This is a genomic window from Pseudomonas sp. PS01270, assembly GCF_029959775.1.
Classification (GTDB): domain Bacteria; phylum Pseudomonadota; class Gammaproteobacteria; order Pseudomonadales; family Pseudomonadaceae; genus Aquipseudomonas; species Aquipseudomonas atacamensis.
Map to the genome: position 1 here is coordinate 1 of NZ_JASCPT010000108.1, position 18,214 is coordinate 18,214.

Here is an 18,214-nt window from a genome sequence, read left to right on the forward strand (position 1 = left end):
GGCTCGCTGCCACAGACGACTCGATCGAATGTGGCAGCGAGCCTGCTCGCGAAGAGGCCGGCACAACGTTTCAATCTTCGTTGCTGCTACCGCGAAACTTGAACAGATCCCGCCGCTGTTTCTTGCTCGGTTTGCCATCGGTGCTCACGCCCAACGATCCCGCCTTGCGCATCGCCGCAGCTGCTTCACGCTTGGCAATACTCGCTTCGGTCTCGGCATACAAGGCCTGCGCCTCGGGCGCGCCACGACGCACGATCGACAATGCCTCGACCTTCACCGTGCGCACTTCGAAGCCGGTACGTATCTCGAACTCATCACCGATGCGCGGCTCCTTGCCCGGTTTGCAGCGCTCGCCACGGCAATGCACCTTGCCACTTTCAATGGCGGCTTTGGCCAATGCACGGGTCTTGTAGAACCGCGCTGCCCATAGCCATTTATCGAGACGGACCTTGTCGTCCTCCTCCTGCTTCTGTCCCATATGAATTCCTCGCTCAGCCAGTAGTCGGAACTTTACTACCGTTTCTGTCGGGCGCAAGAACTCGGCCCTCCAGATAGACTGTGATCTTCGCCGCCTGACCGGCCTGGAGTGACCGTGACTAAATTTCCAACTTCGTTGACCTCACCCAAGGGCGGTTGCCAGGGCTGCCAGCAGAGCGAGCCGCTGGACTTCGATTTTGCCTTCGCCTACCAGCCGATCGTCGACCTGCGCGATGAATCGGTGTTTGCCCACGAAGCGCTGGTAAGAGGCGTGGCCGGGGAAGGTGCACTGTCGGTGTTAAATCAGGTTACAGAAGACAACCGCTACCGTTTCGACCAGCTCTGCCGGACCCGCGCCATCGAAGGCGCGGCGAGCCTTAATATGCAGACACACTTGTCGATCAACTTTTTGCCCAACGCCGTCTACCGTCCAGAGCTATGCATTCGCAGCACACTGGAGGCCGCACGCAAACACAACTTTCCGATCGACCGACTGATTTTCGAAACCCTGGAAATCGAGCACGTAGATAATTATCGCCATTTGACCAATATTCTGCGTGAATACCGCGAATTCGGCTTCAAGACCGCCATCGACGATTTCGGTGCCGGTTATTCGGGGCTCAATCTGCTGGCTGATTTCCAACCGGACCTGATCAAACTCGACATGGCGCTGATCCGCGATGTTGACCAGGACCGTGTCCGTCAGGTGATCGTGCGGGGGATTGTCACAATGTGTGCGGAGTTGGACGTTACAGTCATTGCCGAAGGCATAGAAAGCGCCGGGGAACGGGATTTCCTCGCGGACTGTGGAATATTTCTGATGCAGGGCTACTGGTTCGCCAGACCCGCATTCAAAGCGTTGGCCCAGGTGCCGGATGAGGCCTGGAAGCGTTAACCCTTGGTTTTTTTCTTTGAAGACATTTGATCATTTGACCGTTGTCGGTCTGCGCGAGTGGGTGGCGCTCCCGGGCTTGGGAGTCGCCGGCCTGCGCGCAAAAATCGACACCGGCGCCAGCACCTCCAGCCTGCACGCCACCGATATCGAACCGTTCGAACGCGACGGCGAGAAATGGGTGCGCTTTACCGCGCATCTCGGCACCGTGGTGCAGTTGCGTCACCGGCGCTGCGAAGCGCCACTGGTCACGCGCAAAACCATCAAGAGCTCCAACGGCCATGCGCAAGTGCGCTATGTGATCAGCACCACGCTGGCCCTGGGTGATCGGGTCTGGCCGGTGGAGTTCACCCTCGCCTGCCGCAAGTCCATGCGCTATCGCCTGTTGCTCGGTTCCAAAGCCCTGATCGATGGCCAGTTGGTGGTCAATCCGGGCATCAAATATGTACAAGACAAGCCGGTGTTCCCGGTATCTACCTCCTCCACAGGTGTTGCATGAAGATCGCTGTGCTGTCGCGTAATCCGCGTCTGTATTCCACCCGCCGTCTGGTCGAAGCCGGAATCGAGCGCGGGCATGAAATGGTGGTGATCGACACCTTGCGCGCCTACATGAACATTGCCAGCCACAAGCCGCAGATCCACTACCGCGGCAAACCGCTGGAAGGTTTCGACGCGGTGATCCCGCGGATCGGCGCGTCGGTGACGTTCTACGGCTGCGCGGTGTTGCGTCAGTTCGAAATGATGGGCGTGTTCCCGCTCAACGAGTCGGTGGCCATTGCCCGCTCGCGGGACAAATTGCGTTCCCTGCAGCTGCTGTCGCGGCGCGGCATCGGTTTGCCGGTCACCGGTTTTGCCCACTCGCCGGACGATATTCCCGACCTGATCGCCATGGTCAACGGCGCACCGCTGGTGATCAAGGTACTGGAAGGCACTCAGGGCATCGGCGTGGTGCTGTGCGAAACCGCGACGGCGGCAGAGTCGGTGATCGAGGCATTCATGGGCCTGAAGCAGAACATCATGGTTCAGGAATACATCAAGGAAGCCGGCGGCGCGGATATCCGCTGCTTCGTGGTCGGCGACAAGGTGATCGCGGCAATGAAGCGCCAGGCCAAACCGGGGGAATTTCGTTCCAACCTGCATCGCGGCGGCAGCGCCAGCCTGATCAAGATCACACCGGAAGAGCGCATGACCGCATTGCGCGCGGCCAAGGTCATGGGGCTGGCGGTGGCAGGTGTGGATATCCTGCGCTCGAATCACGGACCGCTGGTGATGGAAGTGAATTCGTCACCGGGACTGGAAGGCATCGAAACCACCACTGGCAAGAATGTCGCCGGAATCATCATCGAGCATCTGGAAAAGAATGGCGGGCCGAATATGACCCGCACCAAGGGCAAGGGCTAGAGAAGCAGCTGCTAGCGGCAAGCTTCAAGCGGCAAGTGAAAAGCGCTCTTGCTTGTAGCTTGTAGCTTGTAGCTTGTAGCTGCTTCTAAACCGCATCTCTCGGCAACATCAACCCCAGCGGCAATCTCACCCGCGCTTCCAGTCCCCCCCCGGAGCGGTTGCGCAATTCGACATTGCCGCCATGCATCGCCGCAATCCTTTTCACGATCGCCAGCCCCAGCCCGGTGCCTTTGCCACCGCGAGCCCGATCACCTCGGGTAAAGGGGTTGAAGATTGCCTCAAGCTCGGACGGATCAATCCCCGCGCCACGGTCCATCACGCTCAGAACCACATACGGCGCGCTGGTATCTCCGGACACATAAGCCGCGACCTCAACACCGGTGCCGGCATGGTTCAAGGCGTTGCCGATCAGGTTGTTGAGCAGGCGTTTCATCGACACTCGACGCAGCGGAAACGGCTGGATCGGTTCCAGGCGAAGGCGCACTTTCTCTTCGTTCTGGTTGTACGGCGCGGCGACTTCGCGCACCAGATCGCTGAGGTCGACCTCTTCCACCGACTCGTCTCGACCATCGCGAATGAACGCGAGGAACTGGTCGAGAATCGCATCCATATCTTCGATGTCGCGGACCATGTCGTCGGTGAGGTCGGTGTGATCGCCCATCAGTTCCAGCGACAGGCGCAAGCGCGTCAGCGGTGTACGCAAGTCGTGAGAAACCCCCGCCAGCATCAGCTCGCGCTCACGCCCGGCCTGTTCGACGTCCTCGGCCATCTGGTTGAAGGCGCGATAAACCTCGGTCATTTCGCTCGGCGTGTCGCTGATCGGCAAACGCACGCTGCGGCCCTGGCCGAGTTGCCGCGCGGCATACACCAGGCGCTTCAACGGCTGGTTGAGCTGGCTGACGAAAATCCATGCGGAGGCTGTCGACAACAGGCCAATGGCGAGGAACCAGCCGAGCACGTTCCAGATTTTCTGGCCGCGCAGCGGATGCGGATACAACGGCACTTTCAGCCAGCCATCGCCCAGACTCGGCGCCCTCACCCACAGCGCCGGTGGCGAGTGCATGCGCAAACGCACCTCGGTGTCGGCGCCCAGTTCCGCCTGCATCTGACGTTGGTAGATTTCGCTGTACGGCCAGTGCTGCTCGCCTTCCGGCACACCGGCGCCGACCACACGAATCAAGGTCGCGGCATCGGCGATTTTTGCGCGGTTTTCTTCGTCGGCGGCCCAATAGGCGCGCAGCGTCAGAGCCACGCCATGGCTGTATTGGCGGTCCACCAGCACGTCCTCGTTCATCAACAGATAAACCAGGGTCAGCGCCTTGGAAAACAGCACGACGATCAGCACCAGCCAGAGGGTGCGGGAGAAAAAACTTTGGGGGAACCAGACGGGGGTTTTCATCTTTAACCGCTACACACTTGCAGGAGCGAGCAATGCTCGCATATTGCGGATTGCGAGTCTGTGGCAATGGCCGTGCGACCAGAGCCTTGCAGACCCGCTCCTACAAATCACCGATCACTTGGTGGCGGTGCCATCCGGTACGAACACGTAACCCACGCCCCAGACGGTCTGGATGTAGCGCGGTTTCGACGGATCGGGTTCGATCATCCGGCGCAGACGCGAGATCTGCACGTCGATGGAACGCTCCAGCGCATCCCATTCACGACCACGGGCGAGGTTCATCAGCTTGTCGCGGGTCAGCGGCTGACGCGCGTTCATCACCAGCGCCTTGAGTACCGCGAACTCACCGGTGGTGAGCATGTGCACTTCATCGCCACGCTTGAGCTCGCGGGTCGCCAGCGACAACACGTAATCACCGAAAGTGACGTTTTCGTCCTCACTGCCCGGTGCGCCCGGCACCGGTGCGGCCTGACGGCGCAACACCGCTTTGACCCGCGCCATCAGCTCGTCGGGGTTGAACGGCTTGGCCAGGTAATCGTCGGCGCCCAGTTCAAGGCCCTTGATTCGGCTCAGCTCATCGCCCTTGGCGGTGAGCATGATGATCGGAATCTGGTTGTTCGCGCTGCGCAGACGGCGGCACGCGGTCAGGCCGTCTTCGCCCGGCAGCATCAGGTCGAGAACGACCAGATTGAACACTTCACGCGCCAGCAGACGATCCATCTGCTCGGTGTTCGGAACGGTACGGGCACGGTAGCCCTTGCTGACGAAGAAACGCTCCAGCAGGCTGCTCAGCCCCGGATCGTCATCAACGATAAGAATTTTTTCGCCTTCAGCCGTTTGTGCAGTGCTGCTCATTGGATGCTCCTTTTAGCTCGGCGCGCATTATGGCGTAGCTGTCGTTATACGCACCGTGTGCATTGTTAGCAGATTTTTCCTTCACTGCCAGAAAACCGGGGTTTATGCCTACAGCCTGCAACGCCCCCGAATGACAGAACGCTGGTTATAATGCGCGGCGTTTTGCGCCAGGCAACGTCTGAATCGTTACCGTAAGTGGCCGGTATTTTTTCCGGCCCTGTGCAGTAACTGTTCGATTTCACGGGTCAATGGGCAGCTTCTTGATCCAGGCAGCGGCAATTTTCCAGCCGCTCAATCAGCCTCCAGGCCATTATCTGCGTGCCTGCGAGCCTGCTTTCATACTATGTCAGGTGGTTTTATGGACAGCATCAACAGCCGCATCGCCGAGGAACTCGGCGTACGCCCACAACAGGTCGAAGCGGCCGTCGCGCTACTCGATGAAGGTTCTACCGTTCCCTTTATCGCCCGTTACCGGAAAGAAGTCACCGGCAGCCTCGATGACACCCAGTTGCGTCATCTGGAAGAGCGCCTGCGCTACCTGCGAGAACTCGACGAACGGCGCATCAGCATCCTCGCCAGCATCGAGGAGCAAGGCAAACTCACCCCTGCCCTTGAGCGCGACATCAAGCTCGCCGACACCAAGACCCGTCTCGAAGACTTGTACCTGCCGTACAAGCAGAAGCGCCGCACCAAGGGCCAGATCGCCCTCGAAGCCGGCCTCGGCGAACTGGCCGACGGCTTGTTCAACGACTCGAACCTGTCGCCGGAAACCGAAGCCGCGCGCTTCGTCGACGCCGAAAAAGGCGTGGCCGATGTAAAGGCTGCGCTGGAAGGCGCCAAGTACATCCTCATGGAGCGCTTCGCCGAAGACGCCAGCCTGTTGGAAAAACTGCGTAATTTCCTCAAACAGGAAGCGATCCTCAGTGCCCGCGTCATCGCTGGCAAGGAAGAGGAAGGCGCCAAGTTCCGTGATTATTTCGAACACGACGAGCCGCTGAAAAGCATGCCCTCGCACCGCGCCCTCGCCATTTTCCGTGGCCGCAACGAAGGCATTCTCAGCTCCGCGCTGAAAGTCGGCGATGAGCTGCCCGGCACCATGCATCCGTGCGAAGGCATGATCGCTCAGCAGTTCGGCATCCAGAACCAGAACCGCCCGGCGGACAAATGGCTCGGTGAAGTGGTGCGCTGGACCTGGAAGGTCAAGCTCTACACCCACCTGGAAACCGACCTGCTCGGCGAGTTGCGCGATGGCGCCGAAACCGAAGCGATCAACGTGTTCGCACACAACCTGCACGACCTGCTGCTCGCCGCTCCGGCCGGTCCGCGCGCAACCCTGGGCCTCGACCCGGGCCTGCGTACCGGCTGCAAGGTGGCCGTGGTCGACTCGACCGGCAAGCTGCTCGACCACGCCACGGTTTACCCGCACGTGCCGCACAATAAATGGGATCAGACCATCGCCATTCTCGCCGCCCTGTGCGCCAAGCACTCGGTGGATCTGATCGCCATCGGCAACGGCACTGCCAGCCGTGAGACCGACAAGCTGGCGATCGAACTGATCAAGAAATATCCAGCGATGAAAATGACCAAGGTCATGGTGTCCGAAGCCGGCGCCTCGGTGTACTCGGCCTCGGAACTGGCGGCCAAGGAATTCCCGGATCTGGACGTGTCGATCCGCGGCGCCGTGTCGATCGCCCGTCGCCTGCAGGATCCGCTGGCCGAGCTGGTGAAGATCGATCCGAAATCCATCGGTGTCGGCCAGTACCAGCACGACGTCTCGCAGCTGAAACTGGCGCGTGGCCTGGATGCCGTGGTCGAGGATTGCGTGAACGCCGTGGGCGTGGATGTGAACACCGCCTCCGTGGCCTTGCTGGCGCGGATCTCCGGCCTCAACGCAACGCTGGCGCAGAACATCGTCGCTCACCGTGACGAACACGGCGCGTTCAAGACCCGTGCAGCGCTGAAGAAAGTTGCGCGACTGGGCGAAAAAACCTTCGAACAGGCCGCCGGCTTCTTGCGCGTGATGAACGGCGACAACCCGCTGGATTCGTCGGCGGTGCACCCGGAAGCCTATCCGCTGGTGCAGCGCATTGCCGCTGAAACCGACCGCGACATTCGCTCGCTGATCGGCGATGCCGCTTTCCTAAAGCGACTGGATCCGAAGAAATTTACCGACGAAACCTTCGGTCTGCCGACCGTCACCGACATCCTGCAAGAACTGGAAAAACCCGGTCGCGATCCGCGCCCGGAGTTCAAGACCGCCGAGTTCCAGGAAGGCGTCGAGGACCTCAAGGATCTGCAACTGGGGATGATCCTTGAAGGCGTGGTGACCAACGTGACGGCGTTCGGTGCGTTCGTCGACATCGGCGTGCATCAGGATGGTCTGGTGCACATCTCGGCGCTGTCGGAGAAGTTCATCAAGGACCCGCGCGAAGCGGTAAAGGCCGGTGACGTGGTGAAAGTGAAGGTCATGGAAGTCGACATTCCGCGCAAACGCGTCGGCCTGTCGATGCGCATGAGTGACACTCCCGGCGAGAAAATCGATGGCGCCCGTGGCTCGCGTCCGGGCTCGGCACCGCGCCAGTCTTCGGGCAACGCGCCGCGCAAGGAAACCGCCACCGCCGCGCCGGTGAACAATGCGATGGCCTCGCTGTTCGCCAACGCCAAGCAGTTGAAGAAACGCTGATGGACATGCCGGCCGGGCTCGTCGAGAGCGCGTTTTTCAAGCTGTTGGGCTGTCGCCTGCACAGTCTCGAAACCGGGGTGGCGCAAGTCGCCCTGGCGCTTGAGCCCGAACTGCGCAACCGTGGCGGCAAACTGCACGGCGGCGCGCTGTTCAGCCTGGTCGACATTGCCATGGGCCTGGCCTGCTCCAGCAGCCATGGCTTCGATCAGCAGAGCGCGACCATCGAATGCAAGATCAACTACATCCGCGCCGTTTCCGAGGGCGAGGTGCTGTGCACGGCGCGGGTGATCCACCCGGGCCGGCGCACGCTGGTGGTCGAAGCCGAGGTGATGCAGGGCGACAAACTGGTCGCAAAAGCGCAAGGCACCTTCGCTGTCCTGTAGATGTTGCTCATCATTTTGAGTTAATTTCGGCGCTGTGATCGCAGCGTCGAGCTTTTCTGTGGGAGCGAGCTTGCTCGCGAAGAGGGCATTTCAGTCAGCCTCAAGTCGCCTGACACTCCGCCTTCGCGAGCAAGCTCGCTCCCACAGTTCGCGTGCATCCGCCAGATTCAGGGAATGAAGTTGGCGATTCAACGGGGGCTGACAGGCCCGAAAAACCAGGCGATAACGCCAGTTTCAACTTCACCCTTGTAGACCGTCCTGCCCACCCCCATATTGGGGCGACTGACGCGTGAAGGAATCCAAATTGAGCGAACTTCTCAACCGCCGCCTGGCTCTGCTCGGCGAGCGCGCTAACCTCTCTCTGCTCAAGCAGTGCCTGCACGGTATCGAACGTGAATGCCTGCGCGTGACCAGTGAAGGTCGCCTGGCGCAAACGCCGCACCCCGAAGCCCTGGGTTCCGCGCTGACCAACGAACAGATCACCACCGACTACTCCGAGTCGCTGCTGGAATTCATCACGCCTGCCCTGCCGGATCCGGCCGACACGCTGGCGAGCCTGGACAAGATTCATCGTTTTGCCTACAGCAAACTCGGCAACGAGTACCTGTGGAGTCCATCGATGCCGTGCCCGCTGCCGGCCGAGGAAGACATCCCGATTGCCTATTACGGCACCTCCAACATCGGTCAGCTCAAGTACGTCTATCGCAAGGGCCTGGCCCTGCGTTACGGCAAGACCATGCAGTGCATTGCCGGTATTCACTACAACTTTTCCCTGCCGGAACAACTCTGGCCATTGCTGCGCGAGGCCGAAGGTTTCGTCGGCACCGATCGCGATTTCCAGTCGGTGTCCTACATCGCGCTGATCCGCAACTTCCGTCGCTACAGCTGGCTGCTGATGTACCTGTTCGGTGCCTCGCCGGCGCTGGACGCCGGTTTCCTGCGTGGGCGTTCGCATCAGCTCGAACAGCTCGATCCGGACACGCTGTATCTGCCATACGCGACCAGCCTGCGCATGAGCGATCTCGGTTATCAGAGCAACGCCCAGGCCGGCCTGACACCGTGCTACAACGATCTCACCAGCTACACCGACAGCCTGCGCGAAGCGGTGGCCACGCCCTACGCGCCATACGTGGAAGTCGGCACGCACAAGGATGGCGAGTGGGTGCAGCTCAACACCAACATCCTGCAGATCGAAAACGAGTACTACTCCAACATCCGCCCGAAACGCGTGACCTACACCGGCGAGCGGCCGATCCAGGCGTTGATGGCGCGCGGCATCCAGTACGTCGAAGTGCGCTGCCTGGACATCAACCCGTTCCTGCCGATGGGCATCGACCTCACCGAGTCGCGCTTCATCGACGCCTTCCTGCTGTACTGCGCGCTGAACGACAGCCCGCTGCTGACCAACACTTCGTGCGGCAACGCCACCTCGAACTTCCTCAGCGTGGTCAAGGAAGGTCGCCGTCCGGGCCTGCAATTGCAGCGTGACGGTCAGCCGGTCGAGATGAAACAGTGGGCGGCCGAACTGCTGGAACAGATTGCTCCGCTGGCGGCGATGCTCGACCAGAGCGTCGGCGGCGATGCCCACAGCAAGGCCCTGGATGCGCAACTGGCCAAGGTCAACGACCCGTCGCTGACCCCATCGGCGCAGGTGCTGGCGGCCATGGCCGAGCACAAGGAGAGCTTTGCCCAATTCTCCCTGCGCCAGAGTCAGACCCACGCCGAGTTCTTCCGCAGCGAGCCGTTGGCGGCTGACGAGCAAGCGAAGTTTGAACAACTGGCGCGCGCATCGCTGGCGCAGCAGACCGAGCTTGAGCAGAACGAAGTCGGCGATTTCGATGTGTTTGTCGGCGCGTATCAAGCGAGTATTCTCGCCATCAGCAATTAAAGCCGCCCCGGCCTTGATCGTTCCCACGCTCTGCGTGGGAATGCAGCCTGTGATGCTCCGCGTCACTTCGGACGCAGAGCGTTCCTTGAGGCGTTACCACGCAGAGCGTGGGAACGATCAGTCAAAGGCTCACATCCTCTCCTGCCTTAGATTTTTCCGCTCATAAGCTCATTCGAAAAAGTTATTTATTTCTGGATTCTTAGATCATTTAGTCTCCACTCACGCCGACATTCGGTCGCCTGATCTGGAGCTCTCAATTGAAACTGAATTCCCCGCTTCGCCTGCTCGCCGCCGCCTCACTGGCCGCTGCAAGCTTCCTGGCCCAGGCGGCCGATCTCACCGTCGCCTACCAGACCACCGTCGACCCGGCCAAAGTCGCGCAGGCCGACGGTGCTTACGAGAAAGCCACCAAGGCTGACATCAGTTGGCGCAAATTCGATAACGGTGCCGACATCATTGCCGCCATCGCGTCCGGCGATGTGCAGATCGGCTATCTCGGTTCGAGTCCGTTGACCGCCGCGATCACCCGCAAAGTGCCGGTCGAAACCTTCCTCATCGCCACGCAGATCGGCGCCGCTGAAGCACTGGTCGCGCGCGACGGCTCCGGCATCAAGACTCCGCAGGATCTGATCGGCAAGAAAATCGCCGTGCCGTTCGTGTCCACCGGGCACTACAGCCTGCTCGCCGCGCTCAAGCACTGGAACATCGACCCGTCGAAAGTCACCGTGCTCAACCTCGCGCCGCCAGCCATCATCGCGGCGTGGAAACGCGGCGACATCGACGCCACTTACGTGTGGGATCCGGCACTGGGCATGGCCAAGGAAAACGGCAAAGTGCTGATCACCTCCGGCGAGCTGGCCAACTTCGGCGCGCCGACCTTCGACGCGTGGATCGTGCGCAAGGACTTCGCCGAAAAGCACCCGGAAATCGTCACCGCATTCGCCAAGGTCACCCTCGACGCCTACGCCGACTACCGCAAGGATCCGCAGGCCTGGCTGGCCAATCAGAGCAACGTCGACAAACTGGTGAAGCTGTCTGGCGCCAAAGCCAGCGACATCCCATTGCTGCTGCAGGGCAACGTCTACCCACTGGCGGCGGATCAGGTCAGTGACCTCGGCGCGCCGACCACCAAAGCCATCACTGACACCGCCGCGTTCCTCAAGGAGCAAGGCAAGGTCGACGCCGTCCTGCCGGACTACGCGCCTTACGTCAGCGCCAAATACATCACCAACTGATCGGGAGATACAGCGATGGCCTTGCTACAGCTGGAGCGCATCAGCGCACAGTACCCGGGCAGCCCGGAGCCGGTGCTGGCGGATATTTCTCTGACCCTGGGGCCGCAGCAATTGCTGGTCGCCCTCGGCCCGTCCGGCAGTGGCAAGACTTCGCTGTTGAACCTGATTGCCGGCTTCGTCGAGCCGAGTGCCGGGCGCATCACCCTTGACGGCGTGGCGGTCAAAGGCCCGAGCGCCGAACGTGGCGTGGTGTTTCAGGACGACGCCTTGCTGCCCTGGCAGGACGTATTGGCCAACGTCGCCTTCGGCCTTGAACTGGCCGGTGTCGGCAAGGACAAACGCGAACAGCGCGCCCGGGAAATGCTCGCGCTGGTCGATCTCGCCGGTTTCGAAGAGCGGCGCATCTGGCAATTGTCCGGTGGCCAGAAACAACGCGTCGGCCTCGCCCGCGCCCTCGCCGCCGACCCGCGCGTGTTGCTGATGGACGAGCCGTTCGGTGCGCTTGATGCATTCACTCGCGAGCAGATGCAGGAGCTGTTGCTGCAAGTCTGGCAACGCACTGCCAAACCGGTTTTTCTGATTACCCACGACATTGAAGAAGCGGTGTTCCTCGCCACGGACCTGATTCTGCTGGCGCCGAATCCGGGGCAGATCGTCGAGCGTCTGCAATTGGATTTCGGTCAGCGTTATGCCGCTGGCGAGTCGGCGCGCGCGATCAAATCCGATCCGCGTTTTATCGAAACCCGCGAGCACGTGCTGAGCAAAGTCTTCTCGCAACGCAGCGCCGTACCCCGGCAGGAGCACGCATGAGCAGTTACGACGTTTCCGCTGCGGCGGTGAAAACACCTTCGGTGAGCATCCAGGTGCGTCGCAGCCTCAGCACTCGCTGGATCAGCCTGCTGACCTTGTTCGGCCTGTTGGCGGTCTGGTGGGCGGTGACCGCTACCGGCCTGATCGAGCCGCTGTTCCTGCCGCCACCCTCCGCCGTCCTGCAAAAGGGCTGGTTGCTGGCGACCTCAGGGTACATGGATTCGACGCTGTGGCAGCACCTGTGCGCGAGCCTGAGCCGCATCGGCCTGGGTCTCGCTTTTGCGATTCTCACCGCCGTGCCGGTGGGCATTGCCATCGGCGCCAACCGCATCGCCCGTGGTGTGCTCGATCCGCTGATCGAGTTCTACCGCCCGATCCCGCCGCTGGCCTATCTGCCGCTGATCGTGATCTGGTGCGGCATCGGCGAGTTGTCGAAAGTGCTGCTGATCTATCTGGCGATTTTTGCGCCGATTGCCATCGCCACCGCGACGGGTGTGCGTACCGTCGACCCGGCAAAACTGCGCGCGGCGCAGTCGTTGGGCGCGACGCGCGTGCAGCTGATTCGCCACGTGATTCTGCCCAGCGCCCTGCCGGACATTCTCACCGGCGTGCGCATTGGCCTGGGGGTTGGGTGGTCGACGCTGGTTGCGGCCGAACTGATTGCTGCCACCAGCGGCTTGGGTTTCATGGTGCAGTCGGCCGCGCAATTCCTAGTCACCGATGTCGTGGTGCTGGGAATTCTGGTCATCGCCCTGATCGCCTTCGCCATGGAAATGGGCCTGCGCGCGTTGCAGCGCAGGCTGGTGCCATGGCACGGCCAGGCGCACTAAATCGCCTTGTGAAAATTCCCCTGTGAGAGCGAGCCTGCTCGCGAAAGCGTCAGATCAGTCACTGCACTGTCGCCTGACACTCTGCATTCGCGAGCAGGCTCGCTCCCACAAAAGCATGACACTCCGAATTCGAAGAGAACGACCATGAGCTCCCTCGACATCACCCCATTAAGCTCGGCCCTCGGCGCGCAGATCAGTGGCGTCGACATCAGCCAGCCGCTGAGCCTGGAACACCGCGACGCCATCGAACAGGCGTTGCTCAAATATCAGGTGCTGTTCTTCCGCAACCAGCCGATCGAGCCAGCGCAACAGGCACGCTTCGCGCATTATTTCGGCGACCTGCACATTCATCCGATCTACCCGAACGTGCCGGAACAACCGGAAGTGCTGATCCTCGACACCGCCGTCACCGACGTGCGCGATAACGCGATCTGGCACACCGACGTGACCTTCCTGCCGACGCCGGCAATGGGCGCGGTGCTCAGCGCCAAATTGCTGCCGGAGTTCGGTGGCGACACGTTGTGGGCCAGCGGAATCGCGGCATATGAAGCGTTGTCGGCGCCGATGAAAAACCTGCTCGAAGGTCTGACCGCCACCCACGATTTCACTCGTTCGTTTCCCCTCGAGCGCTACGGCAACACGCCTGAAGCGCTGGCGCAGTGGGAAGAAGCACGGCGCAAGAATCCACCGCTGTCGCACCCGGTGATTCGTACGCATCCGGTCAGCGGCCGGCGCTCGCTGTTCGTCAGTGAAGGGTTCACTTCGAAGATCAACGAACTGTCCGAAACCGAGAGTGAGGCGATTCTGAAGTTTCTGTTCGCCCACGCGACCCGGCCGGAGTTCACCATTCGCTGGCGCTGGCAGAAAGACGATATTGCCTTCTGGGACAACCGCGTGACGCAGCATTACGCGGTGGACGATTACCGACCGGCGCGGCGGGTGATGCAGCGGGCGACGGTGTTGGGGGATGTGCCGTTCTTCAAGTGATAGCTGATGATCGTTCCCTCGCTCTGCGTGGGAATGCATCAACGGACGCTCCGCGTTCGGCTTTAGATGGGACGCAGAGCGTCCCGGGCGGCATTCCCACGCAGAGCGTGGGAACGATCCTCTCAGCGGCTTATTCGGCTGTCGAAGGCTTCTCCCACAGATTGATCCCGCCCTCCTGGGCAAACCGATCAATCTCCGCCAGCTCTTCAGCACTGAAATTCAGATTCTTCAGCGCGCCGACGTTCTCGATGATCTGCTCCGGCCGGCTCGCGCCGATCAGTGCCGAGGTCACTCGTGGATCACGCAGGGTCCACGCCAGTGCCAGTTGCGCCAGGCTCTGCCCGCGACGCTGGGCGATTTCATTCAACGCTCGCACGTGAGCGATGTTGGCCTCGGACAAGTGCGAAGCCTGCAGCGAGCCGCCGCCCGGGCGATTGACTCGCGCATCGGCCGGCACTCCGTTGAGATATTTGTCAGTGAGCAAACCCTGCGCCAGCGGCGTGAAGGCGATGACGCCCGTGCCGAGCTCATCGGTGGTATCGAGCAGATCCTTTTCCACCCAGCGATTGAGCAGGTTGTACGCCGGCTGATGAATCAGCAGCGGCACTTTCCACTCTTTCAGCAGCGCGGCCATTTCTCGGGTTTTCACCCCTGAGTAGGACGAGATGCCGATGTACAAAGCCTTGCCCTGCTGCACGGCGGTGGCGAGGGCGCTGGCGGTTTCTTCCAGCGGGGTGTCCGGGTCGAAGCGGTGCGAATAGAAGATGTCCACATAGTCCAGGCCGAGGCGTTGCAGGCTCTGGTCGAGGCTGGCCAGCACGTATTTGCGCGAACCGCCGCCCTGGCCGTACGGGCCGGGCCACATGTCCCAACCGGCCTTGCTGGAGATGATCAGCTCGTCGCGATACTGCTTGAAGTCTTCACGCAGCAGGCGACCGAAATTGATCTCGGCGCTGCCGTATGGCGGGCCGTAGTTGTTGGCCAGATCGAAATGGTTGATGCCCAGATCGAACGCGGTGCGCAGCAAGGCACGCTGGGTCTCGATCGGAGTGCTGTCGCCAAAGTTGTGCCACAGGCCCAGCGACAATGCCGGCAGCACCAGACCGCTGCGGCCGACGCGGCGGTAAGGAATGGAGTCGTAGCGGTTTTCGGCAGCGGTGTAAGTCATCGAATCCTCTCTTGTCTGTCTTTTAGTCATCTGCAACCGGACACCTTTGTGGCGAGGGGATTTATCCCCGATGGGTGGCGAAGCCGCCCCAAAACCTGAAACCTCGGTAAATCAGGTGTACCGAGTGCGCTGGTTTTACGACTGCTTCGCAGCCGAACGGGGATGAATCCCCTCGCCACAAAAGCTCTACCAATCAGGCAAAGCGATTTGCAGGTCGAACCAGCTCCAGGTTCTGCCGCAACGTCCGGCCTTCATATCCAATTCTGAACAACCCGCCCAGCATACGCCCAAGCGGCGCGACGCCGACCTCGGGTTGGACCAATTGCTGAAACGTTTCACATTTTTTCCTGCGCTTCAGCCTCGCTGGATTGGCGATGCTCAAAGTGACACCGAGTTGGCCCCTTCGCGAGCAGGCTCGCTCCCACAGAGTTCTCCTGTGAACATGAAATTCATGTCCAGCCGAGATCCATTGTAGGAGCGAGCCTGCTCGCGAAGGCGGCTGAGCAGGCAACACCCATTCACCAGGCCAAAACTGCCATGCACATCACCATCATCACTTTCTCCGGCCTGGTCCTGCTCGCACTGATGCTTTACATCGGCGACCCCATTGGCTTCAGCCGCCAGACCATGGCCTACCGCTTCGCAGCGCTATGGCTTGCGATGACCCTGATCAATGGCGCAGTCGGCGTAGTTCATGCGGGCGGCCGCTGGGTTCGTAAATAGCGCTTGGCAGCGGGGTATTCGGCATGCCGGCAGCAGCAATGGTGTTGTTCATGCTGCTGAGCGCCGAGTCCTGAGCAGACCCGGCGCGCAGCCGTCGATCAACGCACCAGATGCAGGAACTGCATGTGCCGTTCGTACTGGTCGAGGATGTCGTTGATGATCTGCTCTTTGGTGTAGCCGACCAGATCGTAGTCCTGACTGCCCTCGCTCAAGTGCACTTCGGCGCGGTAGTAGCGGCGATTGTTGAGTTGCTTGGAACCCATGCCGCCGCGCGCGAACGATGGCGTGAAGTAGCCGCGCATCTGCACCTGATAGATGAACGGATGCTGCTCGCCATGACCGATTTCCAGGCTGACGTTGTCATGCGCCGGATCCGGCTGAGTGACGACGTGCAGACCTTTTTCGACGAACACGGCGGTCACTTCTTCGATCGCCGGGCGCACTGTGCTTTCCATGAAGCGGTACACCTCGTCGCGGGACGGGAAGTGCACGGCCTGACTCAGGCGCTGACGCCAGCCACCGGTGCCACGCCGCGAACCGGAGACCGGCGCCAGCGAATGCAACTGCGCAATCTGCTTCTGCGATTCCAGATAGAACGCCTTGTGCAGGCCCCACATCATCAGCAGCAGAATCAACGAGAACGGCAATGAGGTCAGCACCACCGCTGACTTCAGCGCATCAATGCTGCCGGAGAACAGCAGCGCACTGGTGATCAGCGCGGTCATCGCGCCCCAGAACACCCGCAGCCATTTCGGCCCGTCTTCATCCGGGTTGCCGCCCTTCGCCGACAGGGTCGAGAGCACCACGGTGCCAGAGTCCGCCGAGGTCACGAAGAACACGAAGCTGATGAACACCGTCACGGCGATGACGGTCTTGCTCCACGGATAGGTTTCCAGCAGCAGATAAATGCTCATCGACGGATTGTCGATGGCCGACATGCCCAGCGCGCTCATGCCATGGTTGAGCACCTGGTCCAAGGCGCTGTTGCCGAAGATCGACATCCACGCCAGGGTGAATCCGAGCGGAATCAACAGCACGCCGAAGACGAATTCACGGATGGTGCGGCCACGGGAGATCCGCGCGATGAACAGACCCACGAACGGCGACCATGCAATCCACCAAGCCCAGTAGAACACTGTCCAGCCACCCAGCCAGTCACTCGGTTTGTCGTAGGCGTAGAGGTCAAAACTCTTCATCGGCAAAGCGCCGAGGTAGTCGCCGACGTTCTGGATCAGCGTGTTGAGCAGGTGCTGTGTCGGCCCGGCAAACAACACGAACAGCAGCAGCCCGCAGGCCAGCAGCATGTTGATGTCGGACATCACCCGCACGCCTTTATCGACACCGGAGACCGCAACGATGATCGCCGCGCCCATCATCAGCGTGATCAGGCCGACCTGAATCCACTGGGTGTGGGCGATGCCGAACAGATAATCCAGACCGGAATTCAGATGCAACACGCCGAAGCCCATGTCGGCACCAAGGCCGAACACCGTGGCGATGATGCCGAAGCCGTCCACCGCATAGCCGATCGGGCCGTTGATGCGTTTGCCGATCAGTGGATACAACGCTGAACGCAGGGCCAGCGGCAGGTTGTGCCGATAGGCGAAATAGGCCAGCGCCATGCCGACGAAGGCAAACACCCCCCAGCCATGCAGGCCCCAGTGCAGGAACAGGATCTGCATCGCTTGCCGCGCGGCGTCGGCGGTGCCGGCCTCGCCTTGCGGCGGCTGCAGCATGTGCGTCAGCGGTTCGGAAACGCAGAAGAAAAACAGCGTGATGCTGATCCCGGCGGCGAACAGCATGCCGGCCCAGGACAGGTAACTGAATTCGGGCTCGTCGTGGTCGGCACCGAGTTTTATCTTGCCGTAGCCGGATAAGGCGGTGACCACCACGAAGACCAGATACAGGGTCATCGCGAGCATGTAGTACCAGCCGACCGTATTGGCCGCCCAGTTTTGCGCTTCCAGCAACCAGGCGCCGGCCTGCTCGGGGATGGCGATGACGACAAGACCAAACAGCAGAATGACCGTCGCGGCGAAGTAGAACACCGGCGGATTCATGCGCACCAGACCGCTGGCGGGGGTAGACGATGCACTCATGAAAGGTGCACCTCGATGGGTTGAAACGTGGCTGAAATGATCGGACTCAGCAAAGGCAAGCCTCCTGTTGTGAGCGGGCAGCGAACCACCGGTTTAACTTGAATGAACGTTCAAGTTAAACATGAATGGGGCGGTAAGGACTAATCGCAGGGCTGGGCGGTAGGTTTCCTACAGCGCCCGAGGAGGTTTATGACGCGGGTTTTGTGAGATTCGTTCACTGCGCCAAGCAAGAATCAAAAGCCCCTCACCCTAACCCTCTGTATGTACCGGACACATGGTGGACAGGTGTTCGGAGACATGGTGGACACTTTTTAATAGGCACATTGCTCATCATCAAGGAAATGACCTGTGTCCTGGCAAGAGGCATCCACCATGCAACTTCGT

15 protein-coding genes and 1 pseudogene are annotated in these 18,214 nt (G+C 60.9%); 11 read left to right on the forward strand and 5 right to left on the reverse strand.

Annotation, left to right across the window (positions count from 1 at the left end):
* Positions 1–70: 70 nt before the first annotated feature.
* Positions 71–478: a S4 domain-containing protein gene (locus QMX86_RS22290; RefSeq protein WP_056787106.1), complete on the reverse strand. Its 408-nt coding sequence runs from the start codon at positions 476–478 to the stop codon at positions 71–73.
* 114 nt (positions 479–592) lie between these two features.
* Between QMX86_RS22290 and QMX86_RS22295 the strand changes: the two genes are divergently transcribed.
* From QMX86_RS22295 to rimK, 3 genes are read left to right on the forward strand one after another with little or no spacing between them, the layout of a single operon-like run.
* Entirely contained in the window at positions 593–1,372 is a 780-nt protein-coding gene (locus QMX86_RS22295; protein WP_122698818.1) for an EAL domain-containing protein, read from the forward strand.
* A gap of 16 nt (positions 1,373–1,388) precedes the next feature.
* On the forward strand, positions 1,389–1,868 hold the full coding sequence (locus QMX86_RS22300; protein ID WP_016772184.1) for an ATP-dependent zinc protease: 480 nt from the start codon (positions 1,389–1,391) through the stop codon (positions 1,866–1,868).
* Positions 1,865–2,770 carry a 30S ribosomal protein S6--L-glutamate ligase gene (gene rimK / locus QMX86_RS22305; protein WP_024011184.1) on the forward strand — a complete coding sequence of 302 codons (906 nt, stop codon included), beginning with the start codon at positions 1,865–1,867 and terminating at the stop codon, positions 2,768–2,770. The genes QMX86_RS22300 and rimK overlap by 4 nt, the downstream gene beginning before the upstream one ends.
* A gap of 85 nt (positions 2,771–2,855) precedes the next feature.
* Here the strand turns inward: rimK and QMX86_RS22310 are convergent, their stop codons facing one another.
* Together QMX86_RS22310 and ompR are read right to left on the reverse strand one after the other, a co-directional pair.
* On the reverse strand, positions 2,856–4,169 hold the full coding sequence (locus tag QMX86_RS22310; protein ID WP_016770645.1) for an ATP-binding protein: 1,314 nt from the start codon (positions 4,167–4,169) through the stop codon (positions 2,856–2,858).
* Positions 4,170–4,283: 114 nt separating this feature from the next.
* Positions 4,284–5,024, reverse strand: coding sequence for a two-component system response regulator OmpR (gene ompR, locus QMX86_RS22315; protein ID WP_016772186.1), 741 nt, complete (start codon positions 5,022–5,024; stop codon positions 4,284–4,286).
* Between the two features lie 358 nt (positions 5,025–5,382).
* On the opposite strand from ompR, the gene QMX86_RS22320 reads away from it, so the two are divergent.
* From QMX86_RS22320 to tauD, 7 genes are all read left to right on the forward strand, one after another.
* Positions 5,383–7,707 carry a Tex family protein gene (locus QMX86_RS22320; RefSeq protein ID WP_282387093.1) on the forward strand — a complete coding sequence of 775 codons (2,325 nt, stop codon included), beginning with the start codon at positions 5,383–5,385 and terminating at the stop codon, positions 7,705–7,707.
* Positions 7,707–8,090, forward strand: a complete 384-nt coding sequence (locus tag QMX86_RS22325) for a PaaI family thioesterase (RefSeq protein ID WP_071174065.1) — start codon at positions 7,707–7,709, stop codon at positions 8,088–8,090. The genes QMX86_RS22320 and QMX86_RS22325 overlap by 1 nt, the downstream gene beginning before the upstream one ends.
* A gap of 304 nt (positions 8,091–8,394) precedes the next feature.
* The gene (gene gshA / locus QMX86_RS22330; protein WP_282387186.1) at positions 8,395–9,978 is read left to right on the forward strand and encodes a glutamate--cysteine ligase; all 1,584 of its coding nucleotides are present in this window, start codon (positions 8,395–8,397) and stop codon (positions 9,976–9,978) included.
* 257 nt (positions 9,979–10,235) lie between these two features.
* Positions 10,236–11,213, forward strand: a complete 978-nt coding sequence (gene tauA, locus QMX86_RS22335; RefSeq protein ID WP_243241522.1) for a taurine ABC transporter substrate-binding protein — start codon at positions 10,236–10,238, stop codon at positions 11,211–11,213.
* 15 nt (positions 11,214–11,228) lie between these two features.
* The gene (tauB, locus tag QMX86_RS22340) at positions 11,229–12,023 is read left to right on the forward strand and encodes a taurine ABC transporter ATP-binding subunit (protein WP_282387185.1); all 795 of its coding nucleotides are present in this window, start codon (positions 11,229–11,231) and stop codon (positions 12,021–12,023) included.
* Positions 12,020–12,853, forward strand: a complete 834-nt coding sequence (tauC, locus tag QMX86_RS22345; protein ID WP_282387184.1) for a taurine ABC transporter permease TauC — start codon at positions 12,020–12,022, stop codon at positions 12,851–12,853. Before tauB ends, tauC begins: the two co-directional genes overlap by 4 nt.
* Before the next feature lie 144 nt (positions 12,854–12,997).
* Positions 12,998–13,840, forward strand: a complete 843-nt coding sequence (gene tauD, locus QMX86_RS22350; protein ID WP_282387183.1) for a taurine dioxygenase — start codon at positions 12,998–13,000, stop codon at positions 13,838–13,840.
* Between the two features lie 130 nt (positions 13,841–13,970).
* Here the strand turns inward: tauD and mgrA are convergent, their stop codons facing one another.
* The gene (gene mgrA, locus QMX86_RS22355; RefSeq protein WP_016772192.1) at positions 13,971–15,008 is read right to left on the reverse strand and encodes an L-glyceraldehyde 3-phosphate reductase; all 1,038 of its coding nucleotides are present in this window, start codon (positions 15,006–15,008) and stop codon (positions 13,971–13,973) included.
* A 537-nt stretch (positions 15,009–15,545) separates the two neighbouring features.
* On the opposite strand from mgrA, the pseudogene QMX86_RS22360 reads away from it, so the two are divergent.
* Positions 15,546–15,805: pseudogene (locus QMX86_RS22360) on the forward strand (hypothetical protein).
* 24 nt (positions 15,806–15,829) lie between these two features.
* Here QMX86_RS22360 and betT read toward each other — a convergent pair.
* Positions 15,830–17,791 (reverse strand): choline transporter BetT, encoded by a 1,962-nt coding sequence (betT, locus tag QMX86_RS22365; RefSeq protein WP_160768576.1) that lies wholly within the window; start codon positions 17,789–17,791, stop codon positions 15,830–15,832.
* Positions 17,792–18,214 lie beyond the last annotated feature (423 nt).

Bases quoted from the DNA above. Each gene is read 5' to 3' on its own strand.
- ompR (WP_016772186.1), bottom strand. From the start codon at position 5,024: ATGAGCAGCACTGCACAAACGGCTGAAGGCGAAAAAATTCTTATCGTT.
- QMX86_RS22310 (WP_016770645.1), bottom strand. From the start codon at position 4,169: ATGAAAACCCCCGTCTGGTTCCCCCAAAGTTTTTTCTCCCGCACCCTC.
- tauD (WP_282387183.1), top strand. From the start codon at position 12,998: ATGAGCTCCCTCGACATCACCCCATTAAGCTCGGCCCTCGGCGCGCAG.
- betT (WP_160768576.1), bottom strand. From the start codon at position 17,791: ATGAATCCGCCGGTGTTCTACTTCGCCGCGACGGTCATTCTGCTGTTT.
- QMX86_RS22325 (WP_071174065.1), top strand. From the start codon at position 7,707: ATGGACATGCCGGCCGGGCTCGTCGAGAGCGCGTTTTTCAAGCTGTTG.
- mgrA (WP_016772192.1), bottom strand. From the start codon at position 15,008: ATGACTTACACCGCTGCCGAAAACCGCTACGACTCCATTCCTTACCGC.
- rimK (WP_024011184.1), top strand. From the start codon at position 1,865: ATGAAGATCGCTGTGCTGTCGCGTAATCCGCGTCTGTATTCCACCCGC.
- tauB (WP_282387185.1), top strand. From the start codon at position 11,229: ATGGCCTTGCTACAGCTGGAGCGCATCAGCGCACAGTACCCGGGCAGC.
- tauC (WP_282387184.1), top strand. From the start codon at position 12,020: ATGAGCAGTTACGACGTTTCCGCTGCGGCGGTGAAAACACCTTCGGTG.
- QMX86_RS22320 (WP_282387093.1), top strand. From the start codon at position 5,383: ATGGACAGCATCAACAGCCGCATCGCCGAGGAACTCGGCGTACGCCCA.
- QMX86_RS22290 (WP_056787106.1), bottom strand. From the start codon at position 478: ATGGGACAGAAGCAGGAGGAGGACGACAAGGTCCGTCTCGATAAATGG.